Below are 17,449 nucleotides of genomic sequence, written 5' to 3'. Positions count from 1 at the left end.
TGTGCCAGCCGGCGCTCGGACGCCAGCGAATACGGGTAAGTCCCAGGAAATACCGGCATGCAAGGCCGGATTCCAGAGGCGCAGCCCCCCGCGCGGCCCGCAGGCCGGGGCTGCCGCGCCGCGGGGCATGCGACAGATGCAGCAACCGGATGCGACATCTGTCGCATCGGCATGCCCATGCAGCGACAGTTGTCGACCTCTGGCGGGACGGGCCGCTCAAAGCAAAAAAGGGAACGTATTGGCTACGTTCCCTTTCCTGGCCAGTTCCTCTCAAGCAACTGGTTCTTACAGCATTTAATGCCTCAAGCGCTTACCCAGCAAGCGCTACAAGCTATCAAAACATTAGCAAAACGGCTCACACCACCACCGGCTCCGGCTCCAGCCGGATGCCGAAGCGTTCGTAGACGCTGGTCTGTATCGCCTTGGCCAGCGTCATCACCTCGCCGCCGGTGACGCTGTCGTCCCGCGTGCCGCGGTTCACCAGCACCAGGGCCTGCTTGTCGTACACGCCGGCCTTGCCCACGGTTTTGCCCTTCCAGCCGCAGGCGTCTATCAGCCAGCCGGCGGCCAGCTTGATGCTGCCGTCGGGCATGGGGTAGTGCACGATCTTGGGGTCGCGCGCGATGATGTCCTGGCACTGCTCGGGCGTGACCGTGGGGTTCTTGAAGAAGCTGCCGGCGTTGCCGATCACGGCCGGGTCGGGCAGCTTGGCGCGGCGGATCTCGCACACCCAGTCGAAGATCTGCCGCGCCGTAGGCTGCGCCACGCCGGCCTCGGCGCGGCGGCGCTCCAGGTCCAGGTAGCCCAGTTCGGGCTTCCACGCCTTGGGCAGCAGGAAGCGCACGTGGGTGATGACCGCCCGGCCCGCCAGCCCCATGCCCCTGCCCCAGTGGCCGGGCAGGCCGCCGCCCTCGTGCTCGGCCAGCGGCGCGGCGTGCTTGAACACCGAGTCGCGGTAGCCGAAGGCGCATTGCGCGGCGTCCAGGGTGAAGGGCCGGCCCGTGGCCAGGTCGATGGCGACGAGCGAATGGAAACGGTCCTGCAGCTCCACGCCATAGGCGCCTATGTTCTGCACCGGCGCCGCGCCCACGGTGCCGGGGATCAGCGCCAGGTTCTCCAGGCCCGGCCAGCCCTGGGCCAGGGTCCAGGCCACGGTGTCGTGCCAGACCTCGCCGGCGCCGGCCTCGACGATCCAGGCCTGGTCGGTTTCTTCCAGCAGGCGCCGGCCCTTGATTTCCATCTTCAGCACGACGGACCTCGCATCCCCCGTGAACACGATGTTGCTGCCCCCCCCGAGCACGAACAGCGGCTGGCGCGCCAGGCGATGGTCGGCCAGCAGGTCATGCACGTCCTGCGGCGTGCGCACGCGCACCAGCGTGTGCGCGCGCGCCACGATGCCGAAGGTGTTGCAACTCTGCAGGGGGACGTTTTTCTCGACTAACATTGCCCGGATTGTCGCACCCGCCTCCGGGCGGGCGCGTGTGTGTACCGGCCAGCCGAGAGTGATGCCATGCCTTCTTTTGATACCGTCTGTGAAGCCAACTTCGTCGAAGTGAAAAACGCCGTGGAGAACACCGCCAAGGAGATCGGCACGCGCTTCGATTTCAAGGGCACGTCCGCCGCCATCGAGCTCAAGGACAAGGAGATCACGCTGTTCGGCGACGCCGAGTTCCAGCTGCAGCAGGTCGAGGACATCCTGCGCGGCAAGCTCACCAAGCGCAGCGTGGACGTGCGCTTCCTGGACGTGCAAAAGCCCCAGAAGATCGGCGGCGACAAGCTCAAACAGGTGGTGAAGGTCAGGAGCGGCATCGACAGCGAGCAGGCCAAGAAGATCCAGCGGCTCGTCAAGGACAGCAAGCTCAAGCTGCAGGCTGCCATCCAGGAGGAGAAGGTGCGCGTCACCGGCGCCAAGCGCGACGACCTGCAGGCCGCCATGGCGCTGATCCGCAAGGACATGGCCGACCTGCCGCTGACCTTCGACAACTTCCGCGACTGAGCAGGCGCGGATGAAGCGCGCCCTGCTGCCCTGCCTGAGCGCCGCGCTGGCGCTGGCCGCCTCCATGCCCGTGCATGCGCAGAACGTGGCGCTGGCCGGCATCCTGGGCGGCAAGGCCCTGCTGGTGGTGGACGGCAGCGCGCCGCGCGGCGTGGCGCCGGGCGAGTCCCACAGGGGCGTGCGCGTGGTCTCCGTGGGCCGTGACGAGGCCGTGCTGGACAGCGCCGGCGGCCGGCGCACCGTGCGGCTGGGCGAGGCGCCGGTGAGCGTGGGCGGCAGCGGCACGGGCCAGCGCGTCGTGCTCAAGGCCGATGCGCGCGGGCATTTCGTGAGCAGCGGCATGATCAACGGCCGCGTGATGCAGTACATGGTGGACACGGGCGCCTCCACGGTGGCCATAGGCCGCCCGGACGCGCAGCGCATGGGCCTGAAGTTCGAGCAGGAGGGCCAGAGCGTGATGATGAACACCGCCAACGGCGTGGCCCAGGGCTGGCGCCTGCGGCTCGACTCGGTGCGCGTGGGCGACGTGGAGCTGCGCGGCGTGGACGCCATCGTCACCCCCCAGCCCATGCCCTACGTGCTGCTGGGCAACAGCTTCCTGCGCGAGTTCCAGATGAGCCGCAACGGCGACGAGATGGTGCTGCACAAGCGCCGCTGACACGAAATCCGCTCCCGCCCATGGCCCCCTCACAAGCCAGCCCCCCCGAAGCCGCGGACAGCGAGTACGAGGACCTGCTGGGCCAGTGGTCCGACCTCGAATCCGCGCTGTCCGTGCTGCTGGCGCGGCCGCACAGCGTGCAGGACTTTCCCTCCAAGCTGCGCCAGTGCGACCTCTGGCTGCAGGACCTGGTGGCGCACGACATCGACGCGGCGCTGTACCTGATGTTCCAGCTCGCCGCCACCTCCACGGTGGGCTACAGCGCGTCGCACGCGCTGGTGTGCGCCACGCTGTGCCACATCCTGGCGCCCGAATTCAGGCTGCCCGCGCATCAGCGCAACAGCCTGGTGCGCGCGGCCTTCACCATGAACATCGGCATGACGGCCCTGCAGGACACGCTGGCCCTGCAGCGCGAGGAGCTCACCCCCGCGCAGCAGCAGGCCGTGGCCCGCCATCCGCAGGCCGGCGTGGAGCTGCTGGAGGACCTGCGCATCGCCGACGACCTGTGGCTGGAGGTGGTGGCGCAGCACCACGCGCCCCAGCCCGAGGCCTCGCAGCTCGCGGACCTGGATGCTCCCGAGCGGCTCGCCCGCATCCTGGGCACCATAGACCGCTACGCCGCCATGATCAGCCCGCGCAAATCGCGCGCGGGCCGCAGCGCCACCGATTCGGTGCGCGCCATCGTGGGCCATGACCGCGAGCTGCGCGACGAGGTCGGCCTGACCCTGGTGCGCACCGTGGGCCTGTGCCCGCCGGGCACCTTCGTGCGCCTGGACAACGCCGAGACGGCCATCGTGCTGCGCCGCAGCGAGCGCGCCAACTTCCCGCTCGTGGCCGGCGTGGCCGACGCCAGGGGCGAGCCGCAGTCCTCGCCCACGCTCTACCACACGGTGCGCGGGCAGCCGCGCATACAGTCGGCGCTGGCCCGCTCGGCCGTCACGGTGCAGCTGCCCCACCGCGTGATGGTGCGCCTGGGCCTGTACGCGGCACACCGCACCAACACCATCACGGGCTGATTTCAGGCTTTCTTGGAACCCAGGCGCGACTCCTTGCCCTGGATCAGGCGCTGGATGTTGGCCTTGTGGCGCCAGGCCAGCAGGCCCGCCATGACGGCGATGGCCACGCCCACGCGCGCATCCATGTACCAGGCCATGCCGCCGCCCAGCACGTAGAAGAACGGCGCGAACACCGCCGCCACCAGCGATGCCAGCGACGAGTAGCGGAAGAAGAACGCGATGATGACCCAGGTCAGCAGCGTGGCCAGGCCCAGCCAGCCGCTGATGCCCAGCAGCACGCCCAGCGCCGTGGCCACGCCCTTGCCGCCCTGGAAGCGGAAGAACACCGGCCACAGGTGGCCCAGGAAGGCCGCCAGGCCCACCAGGGCCATCGTGCCCTCCTCCAGCCCGTAGGGCGCGCCGAACCAGCGCACCAGCGCCACGGGCAGCCAGCCCTTGGCCGCGTCGAACAGCAGCGTGACGGCCGCGGCCGCCTTCGACCCGGAACGCAGCACGTTGGTGGCGCCGGGGTTCTTGCTGCCGTAGGTGCGCGGGTCCGAGAGCCCCATGACGCGGCTCACGATGACGGCGAACGACAGGGAACCGAGCAGGTAGGCGGCCACGGTGGCGGCGAGGGACAGAAGGACGGAGCTCACGGCGGATCGAAGTGCGAGGTGGCAGGGACGGCTATTCTGCCAGCGCGCACCGCACGGGCCGCGCGCCCAGCAGCTGCACGCACACCTGCGGGTCGAGCTGCACCAGGAAGCCGCGCCGCCCGCCGTTGATGGCGATGCGCGGCAGCTGCAGGATGCTTTCCTCGATGAACACCGGCATCTCGCGCCGCGTGCCGAACGGCGAGGTGCCGCCCACGAGGTAGCCGCTGTGGCGGTTGGCCACCTCGGGCCTGCACGGCTCCACGCTCTTGGCGCCGATCTGGCGCGCGAGGTTCTTGGTCGATACCTTGCGGTCGCCGTGCATGAGCACGATGAGCGGCCTGGCGTCCTGGTCCTGCATCACCAGGGTCTTGACCACCATGTGTTCATGAAGCCCCAGCTGGCGCGCCGACTCCGCGGAGCCGCCATGCTCCACGTAGTCGTAGGGGTGCTCGGTGAACGCCACCTTGTGCGCGCGCAGCAGCTGCGTGGCGGGCGTCTCGCTCACGTGCGCGGTCTTGTCCTTCTTCGCCATATGCTTTCAAAAATATAGCTTCCAGCGCTTGGCTGGCAAGCGCTGGAGCCGTTTTTCTTTCAAATCACTGCGCGGGGTCGCGCAGCTCCCAGCGGATCGCGTCGATCGCGGCGAGCAGCTCGGGCGAGAGCTGCGTGCCCCAGGCGTCCAGGTCTTCGTCGAGCTGCGCGAGCGAGGTCACGCCGATGATGGTGCTGGCCACGCGCCAGGAGCGGTAGCAGAACGCCAGCGCCAGCTGCGTGGGCGTGAGGCCGTGCTCGCGCGCGAGCTGGTTGTAGCGCCGCGCGCCGGCCAGCGCCTCGGGGCGGCCCCAGCGCTGCCTGCGCACCGATTCGTAGCGCGCGATGCGCGCATCCTGCGGCGCGCCGGGGTCGGTGGGCGCGTGCCGGTCGAACTTGCCCGTGAGCAGCCCGAAGCCCAGCGGCGAATAGGCGAGCAGCGACACGCCCAGGCGATGGCAGCTCTCGTCCATCGCGTTCTCCCAGCTGCGGTTGAGCAGGCAGTACGGGTTCTGCACCGACGCCACGCGCGGCAGGCCGTGCTGCTCGGCCAGGCGCACGAACTCGTGCACGCCGTAGGGCGTCTCGTTCGAGAGGCCGACGTGGCGCACCTTGCCCGCATGCACCAGGCCCGCGAGCGCCTCCAGCTGCTCCTGGATCGGCGTGGCGCTCACCTCCTTGGCCGGGTCGTAGTACAGGTTGCCGAACGCGGGCACGTGCCGCTCGGGCCAGTGGATCTGGTAGAGGTCGATCACGTCGGTCTGCAGGCGCCGCAGGCTGCCCTCGCACGAGGCCACGATGTCGGCCGCCGTCATCCCCAAGCCTGCGCGGATCCACGGCATGCCGCGCGAGGGCCCGGCCACCTTGGTGGCCAGCACGACGCGCCCGCGCATGCCGGGGCGTTTGCCAAGCCAGCGGCCGATGATGGCTTCGGTGGCGCCGCAGGTCGCCTCGCGCGCGGGCACGGCGTACATCTCGGCCGTGTCGATGAAGTTCACGCCGCGCTCCACGGCGCGGTCGAGGATGGCGTGTGCGTGGGGCTCGTCCACCTGCTCGCCGAAGGTCATGGTGCCCAGGCAGATGGGGGTGACGCGCAGGTCGCTGCGGCCGAGGGGAAGGGTGTTCATGCGCTTTCTCTTCTTCGGAAACCAGCGCCGCAGTGTACGGATTCGCACCCATCCGTGCAGGAGCCCGTTTAGAGGTAGCGCAGCTGCGCGGGGTCCAGCCCCAGGCGCACCTGCGCGCCGGGCGCGAACATGCCGCGGCCCGCGTAGTGCGGCTGGTCGCTGGTCAGCGCCACCTCGCCCACGCGCACGCGGTAGCGCGAGAACTCGCCCAGGAACTCGGCGCTCTCCACTTGGCCGTCGAGCCACACGCGCGCGCCGTCGCCCTGCTCTGCACGCGGGCGGATGCTGACCTGGTGCGGGCGGAAGGCCAGCGCCGCCGGGCCGATGGCCGGCGGCTCTGCGGGCCGCGCCAGCGCGAGCGGCCCCAGGCCCCGGGCGTGGAAGGTCAGCGTATCGGCCGAGACCGCCGTGACCTCGCCCTCCAGCAGGTTGGCCGTGCCCACGAAGCCGGCCACGAAGCGGTTCTGCGGATAGTCGTACAGCCCCGCGGCCGTGCCCACCTGCTGCAGGATGCCCTTATCCAGCACCGCCATGCGGTCCGCCGTGGTCATGGCCTCTTCCTGGTCGTGGGTGACGAAGACGGTGGTCAGGCCCAGCGTGCGCTGCAGGTTCTTGAGCTCCTCGCGCATCTGCACGCGCAGCTGCCTGTCCAGGTTGGACAGCGGCTCGTCGAGCAGCAGCAGCTTGGGTTCGATGACGATGGTGCGCGCCAGCGCCACGCGCTGCTGCTGGCCGCCCGACAGCTGCGCCGGGCGGCGCCGGGCGTACTGCGCCAGCCCGACGAGGTCGAGCACCGCGCCCACCTTGCGGCGCATGGCGTCGCGGCTTTCGCGCCGCTCCACCAGGCCGAAGGCCACGTTGTCCCACACCGTCATGTGCGGCCACAGCGCGTAGTTCTGGAACACCATGCCGATGTTGCGCAGGTGCGGCGGCACTGCGCTGATGTCCTGGCTATCCACGAGCAGCTCGCCGCTCTGGTGCTGGTTGAAGCCCGCGATCAGGCGCAGCAGCGTGGACTTGCCCGAACCCGAGGGGCCGAGCAGCGCGAAGAACTCGCCCGGCTCGATCCTCAGGTCGATGTCACGCAGCACGGGCGTGGCGCCATAGCTCAGGCTGATGTGGCGGCATTCGAGGGAGGCTTGGTTCATGCGCTATGCCCTGGATGATGGTTGCACCGCGGCGCGCGAGCGCTCCACGAAGCGGTGCGAGAAATACGTGCCCAGGCCGACGACGGCCACGGCCAGCACGCCCAGGGCCGCGCCCGGCCCGCGCCCGGCGATGCTCTGCATGTACAGGTAGATGCCCAGGCTCATGGGCGCCTGGCTTTCGGTGGACACCAGCACCAGCGTGGCCGACAGCTCCACGGCCGCGGTGATGAAGCTGGTGACGAAGCCCGCCAGGATGCCGCCGGCCATCAGCGGCACCATCACGCGCCGTATGGTGGACAGGCGCGAGGCGCCCAGGCTCTGCGCCGCCTCTTCGAGCGACACGTGCACCTGCTGCAGCGCCGCCATGCACGAGCGCAGCGCGTACGGCAGGCGCCGCACGGCGTAGGCCAGCATGATCAGCACCCAGGTCTGCACCACCAGCCGGTCGCTGCCCGGCAGCGTGACGCCCTTGAACAGGCGCAGGTAGCCGATGGCCAGCACCAGCCCTGGAATCGCCAGCGCGGCCGACGCCAGCCAGTCCAGCCACTGGCGCGCGGGCAGCTGCGTCCGCAGGATCAGGTAGGCGATGGCCGTGCCTATCACCACGTCCAGCCCCGCGGCCAGCACGCAGTACAGCAGCGTGTTGCCGATCATGCCGCCCGCGTCGCTGAACACGGTGGCGTAGTGCTCCAGCGTGTAGGCGTCGGGCAGCACCGAGAAGCTCCACACCTTGGCGAACGACATCAGCAGGATGCCCGCGTGCGGCGCCAGCACCACGGCCAGCACCAGCAGGATCCAGCCGTAGGCCAGCAGCGATTCCCACCGGCCCAGGCGGCGCTTTTGCAGCGCGTTGCCGCCCTTTTGCAGCGTGGCGTAGTCGCGCCCCTTCATCACGCGCGCGGCGAGCCACAGCGCCAGGATGGAGAAGCCGATCATGATCACGCTGATCACGTAGCCCAGCGGGTCGTCCACGCCCACCGAGGTGATGCGCAGATAGGCCTGGGGCGCGAGCATGTTGGTCACGCCCATGACCAGCGGCGTGCCCAGGTCGTCGAACACCTTCACGAACACCAGCGCGGCGCCCGCCAGGTAGCCCGGCATGGCCAGCGGAAAGATCACGCGGCGAAACAGCCGCAGGCCCCGCGCGCCCAGGTTCAGGGCCGACTCCTCCATGGCCCCGTCGATGTTGCGCATGGCCGCGACGAGGTTGAGCAGGATGAACGGGAAGTAGTGGATGCTCTCGACGAAGGTCACGCCCACGAGGCCGTCCATGAGCGGCACGGTGAAGCCCAGCCAGTCGTCCAGCAGCAGGTTCACCGAGCCGCTGCGCCCGAAGATGAGCTGCAGCGCCACCGCGCCCACGAAGGGCGGCATGATGAGCGGCAGAACGCCCAGGGTCTGGATCAGCAGCGCGCCGCGGAACTCGAAGCGCACCGTCAGGTACGCGAGCGGCACGGCGATCACGCTGGCGAAGAACGTGCTGGCCAGCGCCACCCACAGGCTGTTGAAGAAGGACTCGCGAAAGACCAGCTGGCCGAAGAAGTTGCCGAAGTGGCCGAGGGTGGGCGCGCCGGTCTCGGTGACGAAGGCGGTGTAGATCACCGTGCCCACGGGCAGCACCAGGAAGCACAGCAGGAAGGCCAGGATCAGGCCGAAGGCGATCCAGGGCCCAGGGCCGGCCAGGGCGCGGGGCGATCGCGCGCGGGCGACGGGCTGGAGGGTGGTTGCGGGCATGCAGGCTCCGGTCGCGCCCGCCGCCCATGCGGGGCGGGCGTGGTGGTCTGGACAGGGTGGGTCTACTTGGCCAGGCCGCGCGCCTCGTCGGCCAGCTGGCGCGCGCGCTCGTAGTTGGCGCGCGCCTTCTCGGACCACATCTGCTCCATGCCCGTGAGCTGCTTGGACACGGCCACGTCGCGCCGGCTCTTGCGGAACAGCTCCAGGAACTCGGGGTTCTTCACGTTGTCCGCGCCCACGAGCGAGGTGTAGGCCAGGCTGCGCGCCTGCGCCAGCAGCTCGCTGCCGCGCGCGTTGGGCCGGGCCTTGAGGGCTGCAGTGGCCTCATGGATGGCCTTGGTGGCGGCCTGCAGCTCCTTGAGGCGGAAGGTCACCATCTGGTCGAACAGGCTGATCACCACGGGGTAGCGCTGGCCCGACAGCTCGGTGTTGAACTGCACCTTGGCGCGCTTGGCGATGTCCTGCGGCACGGGGTAGCCGGCCGGGGGCTTGAGCATCGAATAGGGCAGGATGGGCAGGCGCCCGATCTTGGGGTCGAACAGCAGCTGCTGGCCGGGCACCGACATGGTGTAGGCCATGAACTTCTTGGCCTCGTCGGCGTTCTTGGCGCCGGCGATCAGGGCGATGTTGGCCGGCACCACGGCCGTCATGCTCGGGTAGGTGAAGTCCACCGGATAGCCCGAGTACTTGCCCGCCAGCGCCAGGAAGTCGATCACGATGCCTATGCCGTACTGGCCGTTGTTCACGCCATCCGGCACGGCGAAGCTGCGGTCGGTCACGGCGGCGGCGTTGCCCATGATCTGCAGCAGCTGCGTCCAGCCCTTGTCCCAGCCCTCGCCCTGCAGGATGGTCTCCACCGTGAGCTGCGTCGTGCCCGAGCGCGAGGGCGACGAGATCGCGATGTGGCCGAAGTACTCGGGCCGCACCAGGTCGCTCCATTCCCTGGGCACGGGCAGCTTGTGCGCCTTCAGGTAGCGCGTGTTCCACGAAATGCCGTAGCCAGCCAGCGCCTGGCCGTAGTACATGCCCTTGGGGTCGTTGAGCGGGTAGTTGCCGATCTTCGCCGGCGCGCTCTTGTTCACGACCTCGGGCGCGCCCTGCAGCAGCTTGTAGCTGGCCAGCACCTCGAACGCATCGGGCGCGCTGGCCCACATGACGTCGGGGCGCTGGCCCTCGGGCAGCTCGCGGATGTAGGCCACCGAGGCCGTGGTGTTCTTGTTCAGTATCTCGATCTTGATGCCGGGGTTGGCGGCCTCGAAGGCCTTCTGGTAGGCGGTGGTCAGCTCTTTCGGGAAGGACGTGATCACCGTGACGGTGCCGGCCGCCGCGGTCTGGGCCGCGCCCCACAGGCCTGCGGCGGCCAGGGCCATGGCAAGAATGCTGCGCTGCATTGCTGTCTCCTCTGTGTGTCATTGGTATGCCCGGCACTGTAAGGCCCTCGCGGCGCGGCTGCCAATCATGGTTTGCGCTGGCGCCGGCGGCATGCGGCCGAAACGGAAATAATCGGCCCATGTACCAAGCCCTGCGCCATGCCCGTACCGAGTCCGTCCCCATCCGCACGCTGCGCTACCACGTGCGCCTGTGGGGCGATGCCCTGCCCGGCCAGCCGCCCCTGGTGCTGCTGCACGGCTGGATGGACGTGGGCGCCTCCTACCAGTTCGTGGTCGATGCCTTCGGCGCGGCCTTTGCCGCGGGGCGCCTGATCATCGCCCCCGACTGGCGCGGCTTCGGCCATTCGCGCCTGCCCGGGCCCTGCGACGGCTACCCGTTCGCGGACTACCTGGCCGACCTGGACCAGCTGCTGGACCACTACGCCGGCGGCGCACCGGTGGACCTGGTGGGCCACAGCATGGGCGGCAACGTGGCCATGATGTATGCGGGCGCGCGGCCCGCGCGCATCCGCCGCCTGGTGAACCTGGAGGGCTTCGGCATGCCGGCCACGCAGCCCGCGCAGGCGCCCGGCCGCTATGCGCAGTGGATGGACGAGATCCGGCAGTTCGGGCGCGGCGAGATGGCGCTCAACGCCTACGACAGCGCCGACGGCGTGGCCCGGCGCCTGATGAAGACCAACCCGCGCCTGGACGCCGGCAAGGCCGCCTGGCTGGCCCGCCACTGGGCCCACGAGGATGCGCACGGGCGCTGGCACATCATGGGCGACGCCGCGCACAAGATCGTGAACCCGCAGCTCTACCGCGTGGACGAGGCCCTGGCCCTGTACGAAGCCATCACCGCCCCCGTGCTCTCGGTGCATGCCAGCGGCGGCAGCCTGGGCCGCTGGGGGGAGCGCTACACCCTGCAGGACTACCACCGGCGCCTGGCCCATGTGCGCGACCAGCGCACGGCCGTGGTGCACGACGCCGGCCACATGCTGCACCACGACCAGCCCGCGCAGGTGGCGCGGCTGATCGAGGACTTCGTGGCCGCGCCCACGCCCGCTGGCTGACAATTGCCCACCGCCCGGCCCGCGCCCCGGCGCACCACCGTTTCATCAGCCAAATCATGCCCTGACGCTTATGCAGCAAGCGCAGGGAGCTATAAGTTTTGAATCAGAAAGGCAAGCAACACATGAGTCTCGACAACAACGCCCGCACCCCCATCCGCATCGGCATCGTGGGCTACGGCAACCTGGGGCGCGGCGTGGAGGCGGCGGTCGCCAGGAACCCCGACATGGTGGTCGCCGGCATCTACACGCGCCGCGACCCGGCGCAGATCGCGCCCATGGGCGCGGGCGTGCCGGTGCACGGCATGGACAGCCTGCCCGGCCACAAGGGCGGCATCGACGTGCTGGTCCTGTGCGGCGGCTCCAAGGACGACCTGCCGCGCCAGAGCCCCGAGCTGGCCGCGCACTTCAGCCTGGTGGACAGCTTCGACACCCATGCGCGCATCCCCGAGCATTTCGCCAGCGTGGATGCCGCCGCGCAGGCCGGCAGGACCACGGCGCTGATCTCGGCGGGCTGGGACCCGGGCATGTTCTCCATCAACCGCGTGATGGGCGAGGCCCTGCTGCCCGACGGCGCCACCTACACCTTCTGGGGCAAGGGCCTGAGCCAGGGGCATTCCGATGCCGTGCGCCGCGTTCCCGGCGTGGCCGGCGGCGTGCAGTACACCATCCCCGTGGACGAGGCCGTGGCCCAGGTGCGCAGCGGCGTGCGCCCGGCGCTCAGCACGCGCGAGAAGCACCGGCGCGAGTGCTTCGTGGTGCTGGAGGCCGGCGCCGACGCCCAGGCCGTGCGCCAGGCCATCGTGACCATGCCGCACTACTTCGACGAGTACGACACCACGGTGCACTTCATCGGCGCCGAGGAGCTGGCGCGCGAGCACGGCGCCATGCCGCACGGCGGCTTCGTGATCCGCAGCGGCAACACCTCGCAGGCCAGCAGGCAGGTCATCGAATACCGCCTGCAGCTCGACAGCAACCCCGAGTTCACCTCCAGCGTGCTCGTGGCCTACGCGCGCGCCGTGCACCGCATGCAGCAGACGGGGCAATGGGGCTGCAAGACCGTTTTCGACGTGGCGCCGGGCCTGCTGTCGCCCAGGAGCGCGGCCGAGCTGCGCGCGCAGCTGCTGTAATCGCGGCTGCCGCGCCCCGATGCGCGCACCATGAGAAAATCGTGGGTTATTCCGTAAGAAACAGGACGACCCGCACCATGGAAGCAGAACACATCAACCAGATCGGCACCACCCTCGAAGACCTGGCCAACCGGACGCAAGAGCTACGGAGGTATCTTTGACTACGATGCCAAGTACGAGCGCCTGCGCACGGTAAACGCATCGCTGGAAGATCCGGCCTGCTGGAACGACCCCAAGAAGGCCCAGGAACTCGGCAAGGAAAAGAAGATGCTCGACGGCGTGGTGCTCACGCTGCAGAAGCTGACCGCCGAGCTGGCCGACAACGCCGAGCTCTACGAGATGAGCCGCGAGGAAGGCGACGAGGCCGGCCTGCTCACGATCGAGAAAGAGACCGCCAAGCTGCTGCCGCTGATCGAGGAGCTCGAATTCCGCCGCATGTTCAGCAAGGAGGCCGACCCGCTGAACTGCTACGTCGACATCCAGGCCGGCGCGGGCGGCACCGAGGCCTGCGACTGGGCCGGCATGCTGCTGCGCCAGTACCTCAAGTACGCCGAGAGGAAGGGCTTCAAGGCCACGGTCGACGAGGAGACGCCGGGCGACGTGGCCGGCATCAAGAGCGCCACCATCCACATCGAGGGCGAGTACGCCTACGGCCTGCTGCGCACCGAGACCGGCGTGCACCGCCTGGTGCGCAAGAGCCCGTTCGACAGCTCGGGCGGGCGCCACACCTCGTTCGCCAGCCTGTTCGTCTACCCCGAGGTGGACGACTCGATCGAGATCGACATCAACCCCGCCGACGTGCGCACCGACACCTACCGCGCCAGCGGCGCGGGCGGCCAGCACATCAACAAGACCGACTCGGCCGTGCGCCTGACGCACATGCCCACGGGCATCGTGGTGCAGTGCCAGGACGGCCGCAGCCAGCACAGCAACCGCGACGTCGCCTGGCAGCGCCTGCGCTCCAAGCTCTACGAGCACGAGATGCAAAAGCGCATGGTGGAGCAGCAGAAGCTCGAGGACACCAAGACCGACGTGGGCTGGGGCCACCAGATCCGCTCCTACGTGCTGGACAACAGCCGCATCAAGGACCTTCGCACCAATGTCGAAGTCTCGGCCACGCAGAAGGTGCTGGACGGTGACCTGGACGTGTTTATCGAAGCCTCGCTCAAGCAGGGCATATAAGGATACGTGATGAAAGAAGGACAAGCCATGGCCATCCAGCGCCTGGACTACGCGCCGCCTGCGTACTGGATCGACAGCGTCGAGCTGACGTTCGACCTCGATCCGGCCAAGACCCGCGTCTTGAACAGGATGCGCCTGCGCCGCAACCCCGACGTGGCGCCCCAGCCGCTGCGCCTGGATGGCGAGGAGCTGAACCTGGCGCGCGTCATGGTCAACGGCGCCGGCAGCTCCTTCAAGATCGAGGGCGACAAGCTGGTGCTGGAGAACCTGCCCGAGGGCAGCGACCCCTTCGAGCTCGAGATCTTCACCACCTGCGCCCCCGCCAAGAACACCCAGCTGTCGGGCCTGTACGTGAGCGGCGACACCTTCTTCACGCAGTGCGAGGCCGAGGGCTTCAGGCGCATCACCTACTTCCTCGACCGGCCCGACGTGATGGCCAGCTACCAGGTGCTGCTGCGCGCCGACAAGGCCCAGTACCCGGTGCTGCTGTCCAACGGCAACCTGGTGGAGAGCGGCGAGCTCGACGGCGGCCGCCATTTCGCGCGCTGGGCCGATCCGCACAGAAAGCCCAGCTACCTGTTCGCCCTGGTGGCGGGCAAGCTCGTCGCGCGCGAGCAGCAGATCCTCAGCCGCGCCGGCAAGCCCCACCTGCTGCAGGTCTGGGTGCGCCTGGGCGACCTGGGCAAGACCGAGCACGCCATGAACTCGCTCATGGCATCGATTGCCTGGGACGAGGCGCGCTTCGGCCTCTCGCTCGACCTGGAGCGCTTCATGATCGTCGCCACCAGCGACTTCAACATGGGCGCCATGGAGAACAAGGGCCTGAACATCTTCAATACCAAGTACGTGCTGGCGAGCGAGGCCACGGCCACCGACGCTGATTTCTCCAACATCGAAAGCGTGGTGGGCCACGAGTACTTCCACAACTGGACGGGCAACCGCGTCACCTGCCGCGACTGGTTCCAGCTCTCGCTGAAAGAGGGCCTGACGGTGTTCCGCGACCAGGAGTTCAGCCAGGACATGGCGGGCAGCCCGTCGGCGCGCGCGGTCAAGCGCATCGAGGACGTGCGCGTGCTGCGCACCGTGCAGTTCCCCGAGGACGCGGGCCCCATGGCCCACCCCGTGCGCCCCGACAGCTACGTCGAGATCAACAACTTCTACACCGTCACCATCTATGAAAAGGGCGCCGAGGTCGTGCGCATGCAGCACAACCTGGTGGGCCGCGAAGGCTTCGCGCGCGGCATGAAGCTGTACTTCGAGCGCCACGACGGCCATGCCGTGACCTGCGACGACTTCGTGCAGGCCATGGCCGACGCCAACCCCGCAAGCCCCCTGGCCCTGCACCTGGAGCAGTTCAAGCGCTGGTACTCCCAGGCCGGCACGCCGCACGTCAAGGCCGTGGGCCAGCACGACGCCGGCGCGCGCCGCTACACGCTCACGCTGTCGCAAAGCTGCGCCGCCACGCCGGGCCAGCCGGACAAGCACCCCTTCGTCATCCCCGTGGCCCTGGGCCTGCTGGGCGCCGACGGCCGCGCCATGCCCCTGCAACTCGAGGGCGAAGCCGCGGCAGGCGGCACCGAGCGCACCGTGGTGCTGACCGAGCCCAGCCTCACGCTCACCTTCGTGGATGTGGACAGCCCGCCCGTGCCCTCGCTGCTGCGGGCTTTCAGCGCGCCGGTGATCCTGGACTGCGAGTACGGCGACGCCGAACTGCTCACCCTGCTGGCGCACGACGGCGACGCCTTCAACCGCTGGGAGGCCGGCCAGCGCCTGATGCTGCGCATCGCCGTCCATGCCATAGCCGACGGCGCACTCACCACGGATGCAGCCGGCCAGATCCAGCAGAACCTCCTGCCCGCTGCGCTGGTACAGGCCATGCGCGACGTGCTGCGCCACCCGCAGCTCGATGCCGCGTTCAAGGAACTGGTGCTCACGCTGCCGTCGGAGAACTACATCGCCGAGCAGCTGCAGGTCGTGGACCCGCAGCGCGTGCACGCCGTGCGCGAGGCGCTGCGCCAGCAACTGGCCGTGCAGTTGCAGGCCGACTGGGCGTGGGCCTGGGAAGAGCACCACGCCGGCGACGCCTACCGCCCCGACGCCGTGAGCAGCGGCCGCCGCGCGCTCGCCGGCCTGGCCCTCTCCATGCTGTGCCTGGCCGCGCGCCAGAGCGGCGACGCCGTATGGCCCGGCAAGACCTACCAGCGCTTCAAGGATGCGGGCAACATGACCGACCGCTTCAACGCGCTGTCGGCCCTGGTCAACAGCGGCCACGAGCTGGCCGCGCCCGCCCTGGCGCGCTTCCACGCCCTGTTCAGGGACGACGCGCTGGTGCTCGACAAATGGTTCGCCCTGCAGGCCGGTGGCACCGACCGCGGCGGCAACGTGCTGCCCGCCGTGAAGGCCTTGATGAAGCACCCCGACTTCCACATCAAGAACCCCAACCGCGCGCGCAGCGTCATCTTCAGCTACTGCAGCGCCAACCCCGGCGCCTTCCACCGCAGCGACGCGGCGGGCTACGTGTTCTGGGCCGACCGCGTCCTCGAACTCGACGCCCTGAACCCGCAGGTCGCCGCCCGCCTGGCGCGCGCGCTGGACCGCTGGAGCAAGCTGGCCGAGCCCTATCGCACGGCCGCGCACGAGGCCATCGCCCGCGTGGCCGCCAAGCCCGACCTCTCCAACGATGTGCGCGAAGTCGTCACGCGCGCCCTTGCCGATTGATTGAAGGAAAAGGACCTACCCATGACAGAACGCATCAGCCTGACCCGCTACCTCGTCGAGCAACAGCGCGTCGACGGCCGCATCCCGCCCCAGCTGCGCCTGCTGCTGGAAGTGGTGGCGCGCGCCTGCAAGCGCATCTCCCAGGCCGTGAACAAGGGCGAACTGGGCGAAGTGATGGGGACTGCCGGCACCCAGAACGTGCAGGGCGAGGTGCAGAAAAAGCTCGACATCATCGCCAACGAAACCCTGATCGAGGCCAACGAATGGGGCGGCCACCTGGCGGCCATGGCCAGCGAGGAGATGGAGGGCATCTACGTCGTGCCCAACCGCTACCCGCAGGGCGAATACCTGCTGATGTTCGACCCGCTCGACGGCTCCAGCAACATCGACGTGAACGTGAGCATAGGCACCATTTTCAGCGTGGTGCGCAAGCCCGAAGGCCACCCCGGCGTGCACGACGATGACTTCCTGCAGCCCGGCCGCTGCCAGGTGGCGGCCGGCTACTGCATCTACGGTCCGCAGACCACGCTGGTGCTCACCGTGGGCGACGGCGTGGCCATGTTCACGCTGGACCGCGAGCAGGGCTCCTTCGTGCTGATCCGCGAGAACGTGCGCATCCCCGAGGACACCAGGGAGTTCGCCATCAACATGAGCAACATGCGCCACTGGGACGAACCCGTGCGCCGCTACATCGACGAATGCCTGCAAGGCGCGGAAGGCCCGCGCGGCAAGGACTTCAACATGCGCTGGGTCGCCAGCATGGTGGCCGACGTGCACCGCATCCTGAGCCGCGGCGGCATCTTCATGTACCCCTGGGACAAGCGCGAGCCCAACAAGCCCGGCAAGCTGCGCCTGATGTACGAGGCCAACCCCATGGGCTGGCTGGTCGAACAGGCCGGCGGCGCCGCGACGAACGGCAAGCAGCGCATCCTGGACATCCAGCCCACCCAGCTGCACGAACGCGTGAGCGTGATCCTGGGCTCTAAAAACGAGGTCGAACGCGTGACGGGCTACCATAACGGTATATAATCCAAGGCTTCGCCGGTGTAGCTCAGTCGGTAGAGCAGCTCATTCGTAATGAGAAGGTCGCGTGTTCGATTCATGTCTCCGGCACCAAATGAAAACCCCTGACTC

At 69.0% G+C, this 17,449-nt stretch carries 15 protein-coding genes and 1 tRNA gene; 9 read left to right on the top strand and 7 right to left on the bottom strand.

Annotated elements, in window-relative coordinates; all coding sequences use genetic code 11:
• Positions 1-355: 355 nt before the first annotated feature.
• The gene (gene murB / locus ACX12L_RS01105) at positions 356-1,444 is read right to left on the bottom strand and encodes a UDP-N-acetylmuramate dehydrogenase (RefSeq protein WP_103044683.1); all 1,089 of its coding nucleotides are present in this window, start codon (positions 1,442-1,444) and stop codon (positions 356-358) included.
• A gap of 66 nt (positions 1,445-1,510) precedes the next feature.
• Between murB and ACX12L_RS01100 the strand changes: the two genes are divergently transcribed.
• Genes ACX12L_RS01100 through ACX12L_RS01090 form a run of 3 tightly spaced genes read left to right on the top strand, consistent with a single transcriptional unit; the run spans position 1,511 to position 3,670 of the window.
• Entirely contained in the window at positions 1,511-1,996 is a 486-nt protein-coding gene (locus tag ACX12L_RS01100; protein ID WP_459260916.1) for a YajQ family cyclic di-GMP-binding protein, read from the top strand.
• 10 nt (positions 1,997-2,006) lie between these two features.
• Entirely contained in the window at positions 2,007-2,654 is a 648-nt protein-coding gene (locus ACX12L_RS01095) for a retropepsin-like aspartic protease family protein (RefSeq protein ID WP_459260915.1), read from the top strand.
• Positions 2,655-2,674: 20 nt separating this feature from the next.
• The gene (locus ACX12L_RS01090) at positions 2,675-3,670 is read left to right on the top strand and encodes an HD-GYP domain-containing protein (protein ID WP_459260914.1); all 996 of its coding nucleotides are present in this window, start codon (positions 2,675-2,677) and stop codon (positions 3,668-3,670) included.
• 2 nt (positions 3,671-3,672) lie between these two features.
• On the opposite strand, the gene plsY is transcribed toward ACX12L_RS01090, so the two are convergent.
• The 6 genes from plsY to ACX12L_RS01060 form a co-directional block, all read right to left on the bottom strand.
• Positions 3,673-4,305 carry a glycerol-3-phosphate 1-O-acyltransferase PlsY gene (gene plsY, locus ACX12L_RS01085; RefSeq protein WP_459260913.1) on the bottom strand — a complete coding sequence of 211 codons (633 nt, stop codon included), beginning with the start codon at positions 4,303-4,305 and terminating at the stop codon, positions 3,673-3,675.
• Between the two features lie 31 nt (positions 4,306-4,336).
• Positions 4,337-4,837 carry a Cys-tRNA(Pro) deacylase gene (ybaK, locus tag ACX12L_RS01080; protein ID WP_459260912.1) on the bottom strand — a complete coding sequence of 167 codons (501 nt, stop codon included), beginning with the start codon at positions 4,835-4,837 and terminating at the stop codon, positions 4,337-4,339.
• A 64-nt stretch (positions 4,838-4,901) separates the two neighbouring features.
• Positions 4,902-5,963 carry an aldo/keto reductase gene (locus ACX12L_RS01075; RefSeq protein ID WP_459260911.1) on the bottom strand — a complete coding sequence of 354 codons (1,062 nt, stop codon included), beginning with the start codon at positions 5,961-5,963 and terminating at the stop codon, positions 4,902-4,904.
• Between the two features lie 68 nt (positions 5,964-6,031).
• Positions 6,032-7,111 (bottom strand): ABC transporter ATP-binding protein, encoded by a 1,080-nt coding sequence (locus tag ACX12L_RS01070; protein ID WP_459260910.1) that lies wholly within the window; start codon positions 7,109-7,111, stop codon positions 6,032-6,034.
• 3 nt (positions 7,112-7,114) lie between these two features.
• The gene (locus ACX12L_RS01065) at positions 7,115-8,845 is read right to left on the bottom strand and encodes an ABC transporter permease (protein WP_459260909.1); all 1,731 of its coding nucleotides are present in this window, start codon (positions 8,843-8,845) and stop codon (positions 7,115-7,117) included.
• Positions 8,846-8,907: 62 nt separating this feature from the next.
• The gene (locus tag ACX12L_RS01060) at positions 8,908-10,236 is read right to left on the bottom strand and encodes an ABC transporter substrate-binding protein (RefSeq protein WP_459260907.1); all 1,329 of its coding nucleotides are present in this window, start codon (positions 10,234-10,236) and stop codon (positions 8,908-8,910) included.
• Between the two features lie 119 nt (positions 10,237-10,355).
• Here ACX12L_RS01060 and ACX12L_RS01055 point away from each other — a divergent pair, with 119 nt between their 5' ends.
• From ACX12L_RS01055 to ACX12L_RS01030, 6 genes are all read left to right on the top strand, one after another.
• Complete coding sequence (locus ACX12L_RS01055) at positions 10,356-11,288, top strand: alpha/beta fold hydrolase (protein ID WP_459260906.1); 933 nt, start codon at positions 10,356-10,358, stop codon at positions 11,286-11,288.
• A 122-nt stretch (positions 11,289-11,410) separates the two neighbouring features.
• Positions 11,411-12,415, top strand: coding sequence for a diaminopimelate dehydrogenase (locus tag ACX12L_RS01050; protein WP_459260905.1), 1,005 nt, complete (start codon positions 11,411-11,413; stop codon positions 12,413-12,415).
• A gap of 77 nt (positions 12,416-12,492) precedes the next feature.
• Positions 12,493-13,597 (top strand): peptide chain release factor 2 gene (gene prfB / locus ACX12L_RS01045; protein WP_459260904.1). Its coding sequence is split into 2 segments (ribosomal slippage): positions 12,493-12,573 and positions 12,575-13,597, totalling 1,104 coding nucleotides; the frame shifts between segments, so codons are not numbered across the junction.
• A 9-nt stretch (positions 13,598-13,606) separates the two neighbouring features.
• Positions 13,607-16,315, top strand: coding sequence for an aminopeptidase N (gene pepN, locus ACX12L_RS01040; RefSeq protein ID WP_459260903.1), 2,709 nt, complete (start codon positions 13,607-13,609; stop codon positions 16,313-16,315).
• 21 nt (positions 16,316-16,336) lie between these two features.
• Positions 16,337-17,344, top strand: coding sequence for a class 1 fructose-bisphosphatase (locus tag ACX12L_RS01035; protein WP_459260902.1), 1,008 nt, complete (start codon positions 16,337-16,339; stop codon positions 17,342-17,344).
• Positions 17,345-17,355: 11 nt separating this feature from the next.
• Positions 17,356-17,431, top strand: a tRNA-Thr gene (locus tag ACX12L_RS01030).
• Positions 17,432-17,449 lie beyond the last annotated feature (18 nt).

Source organism: Alicycliphilus sp. T452 (assembly GCF_054512775.1).
The sequence above is the reverse complement of the archived record's forward strand: the minus strand, read 5'-3'. Positions and strand labels throughout refer to the sequence as shown.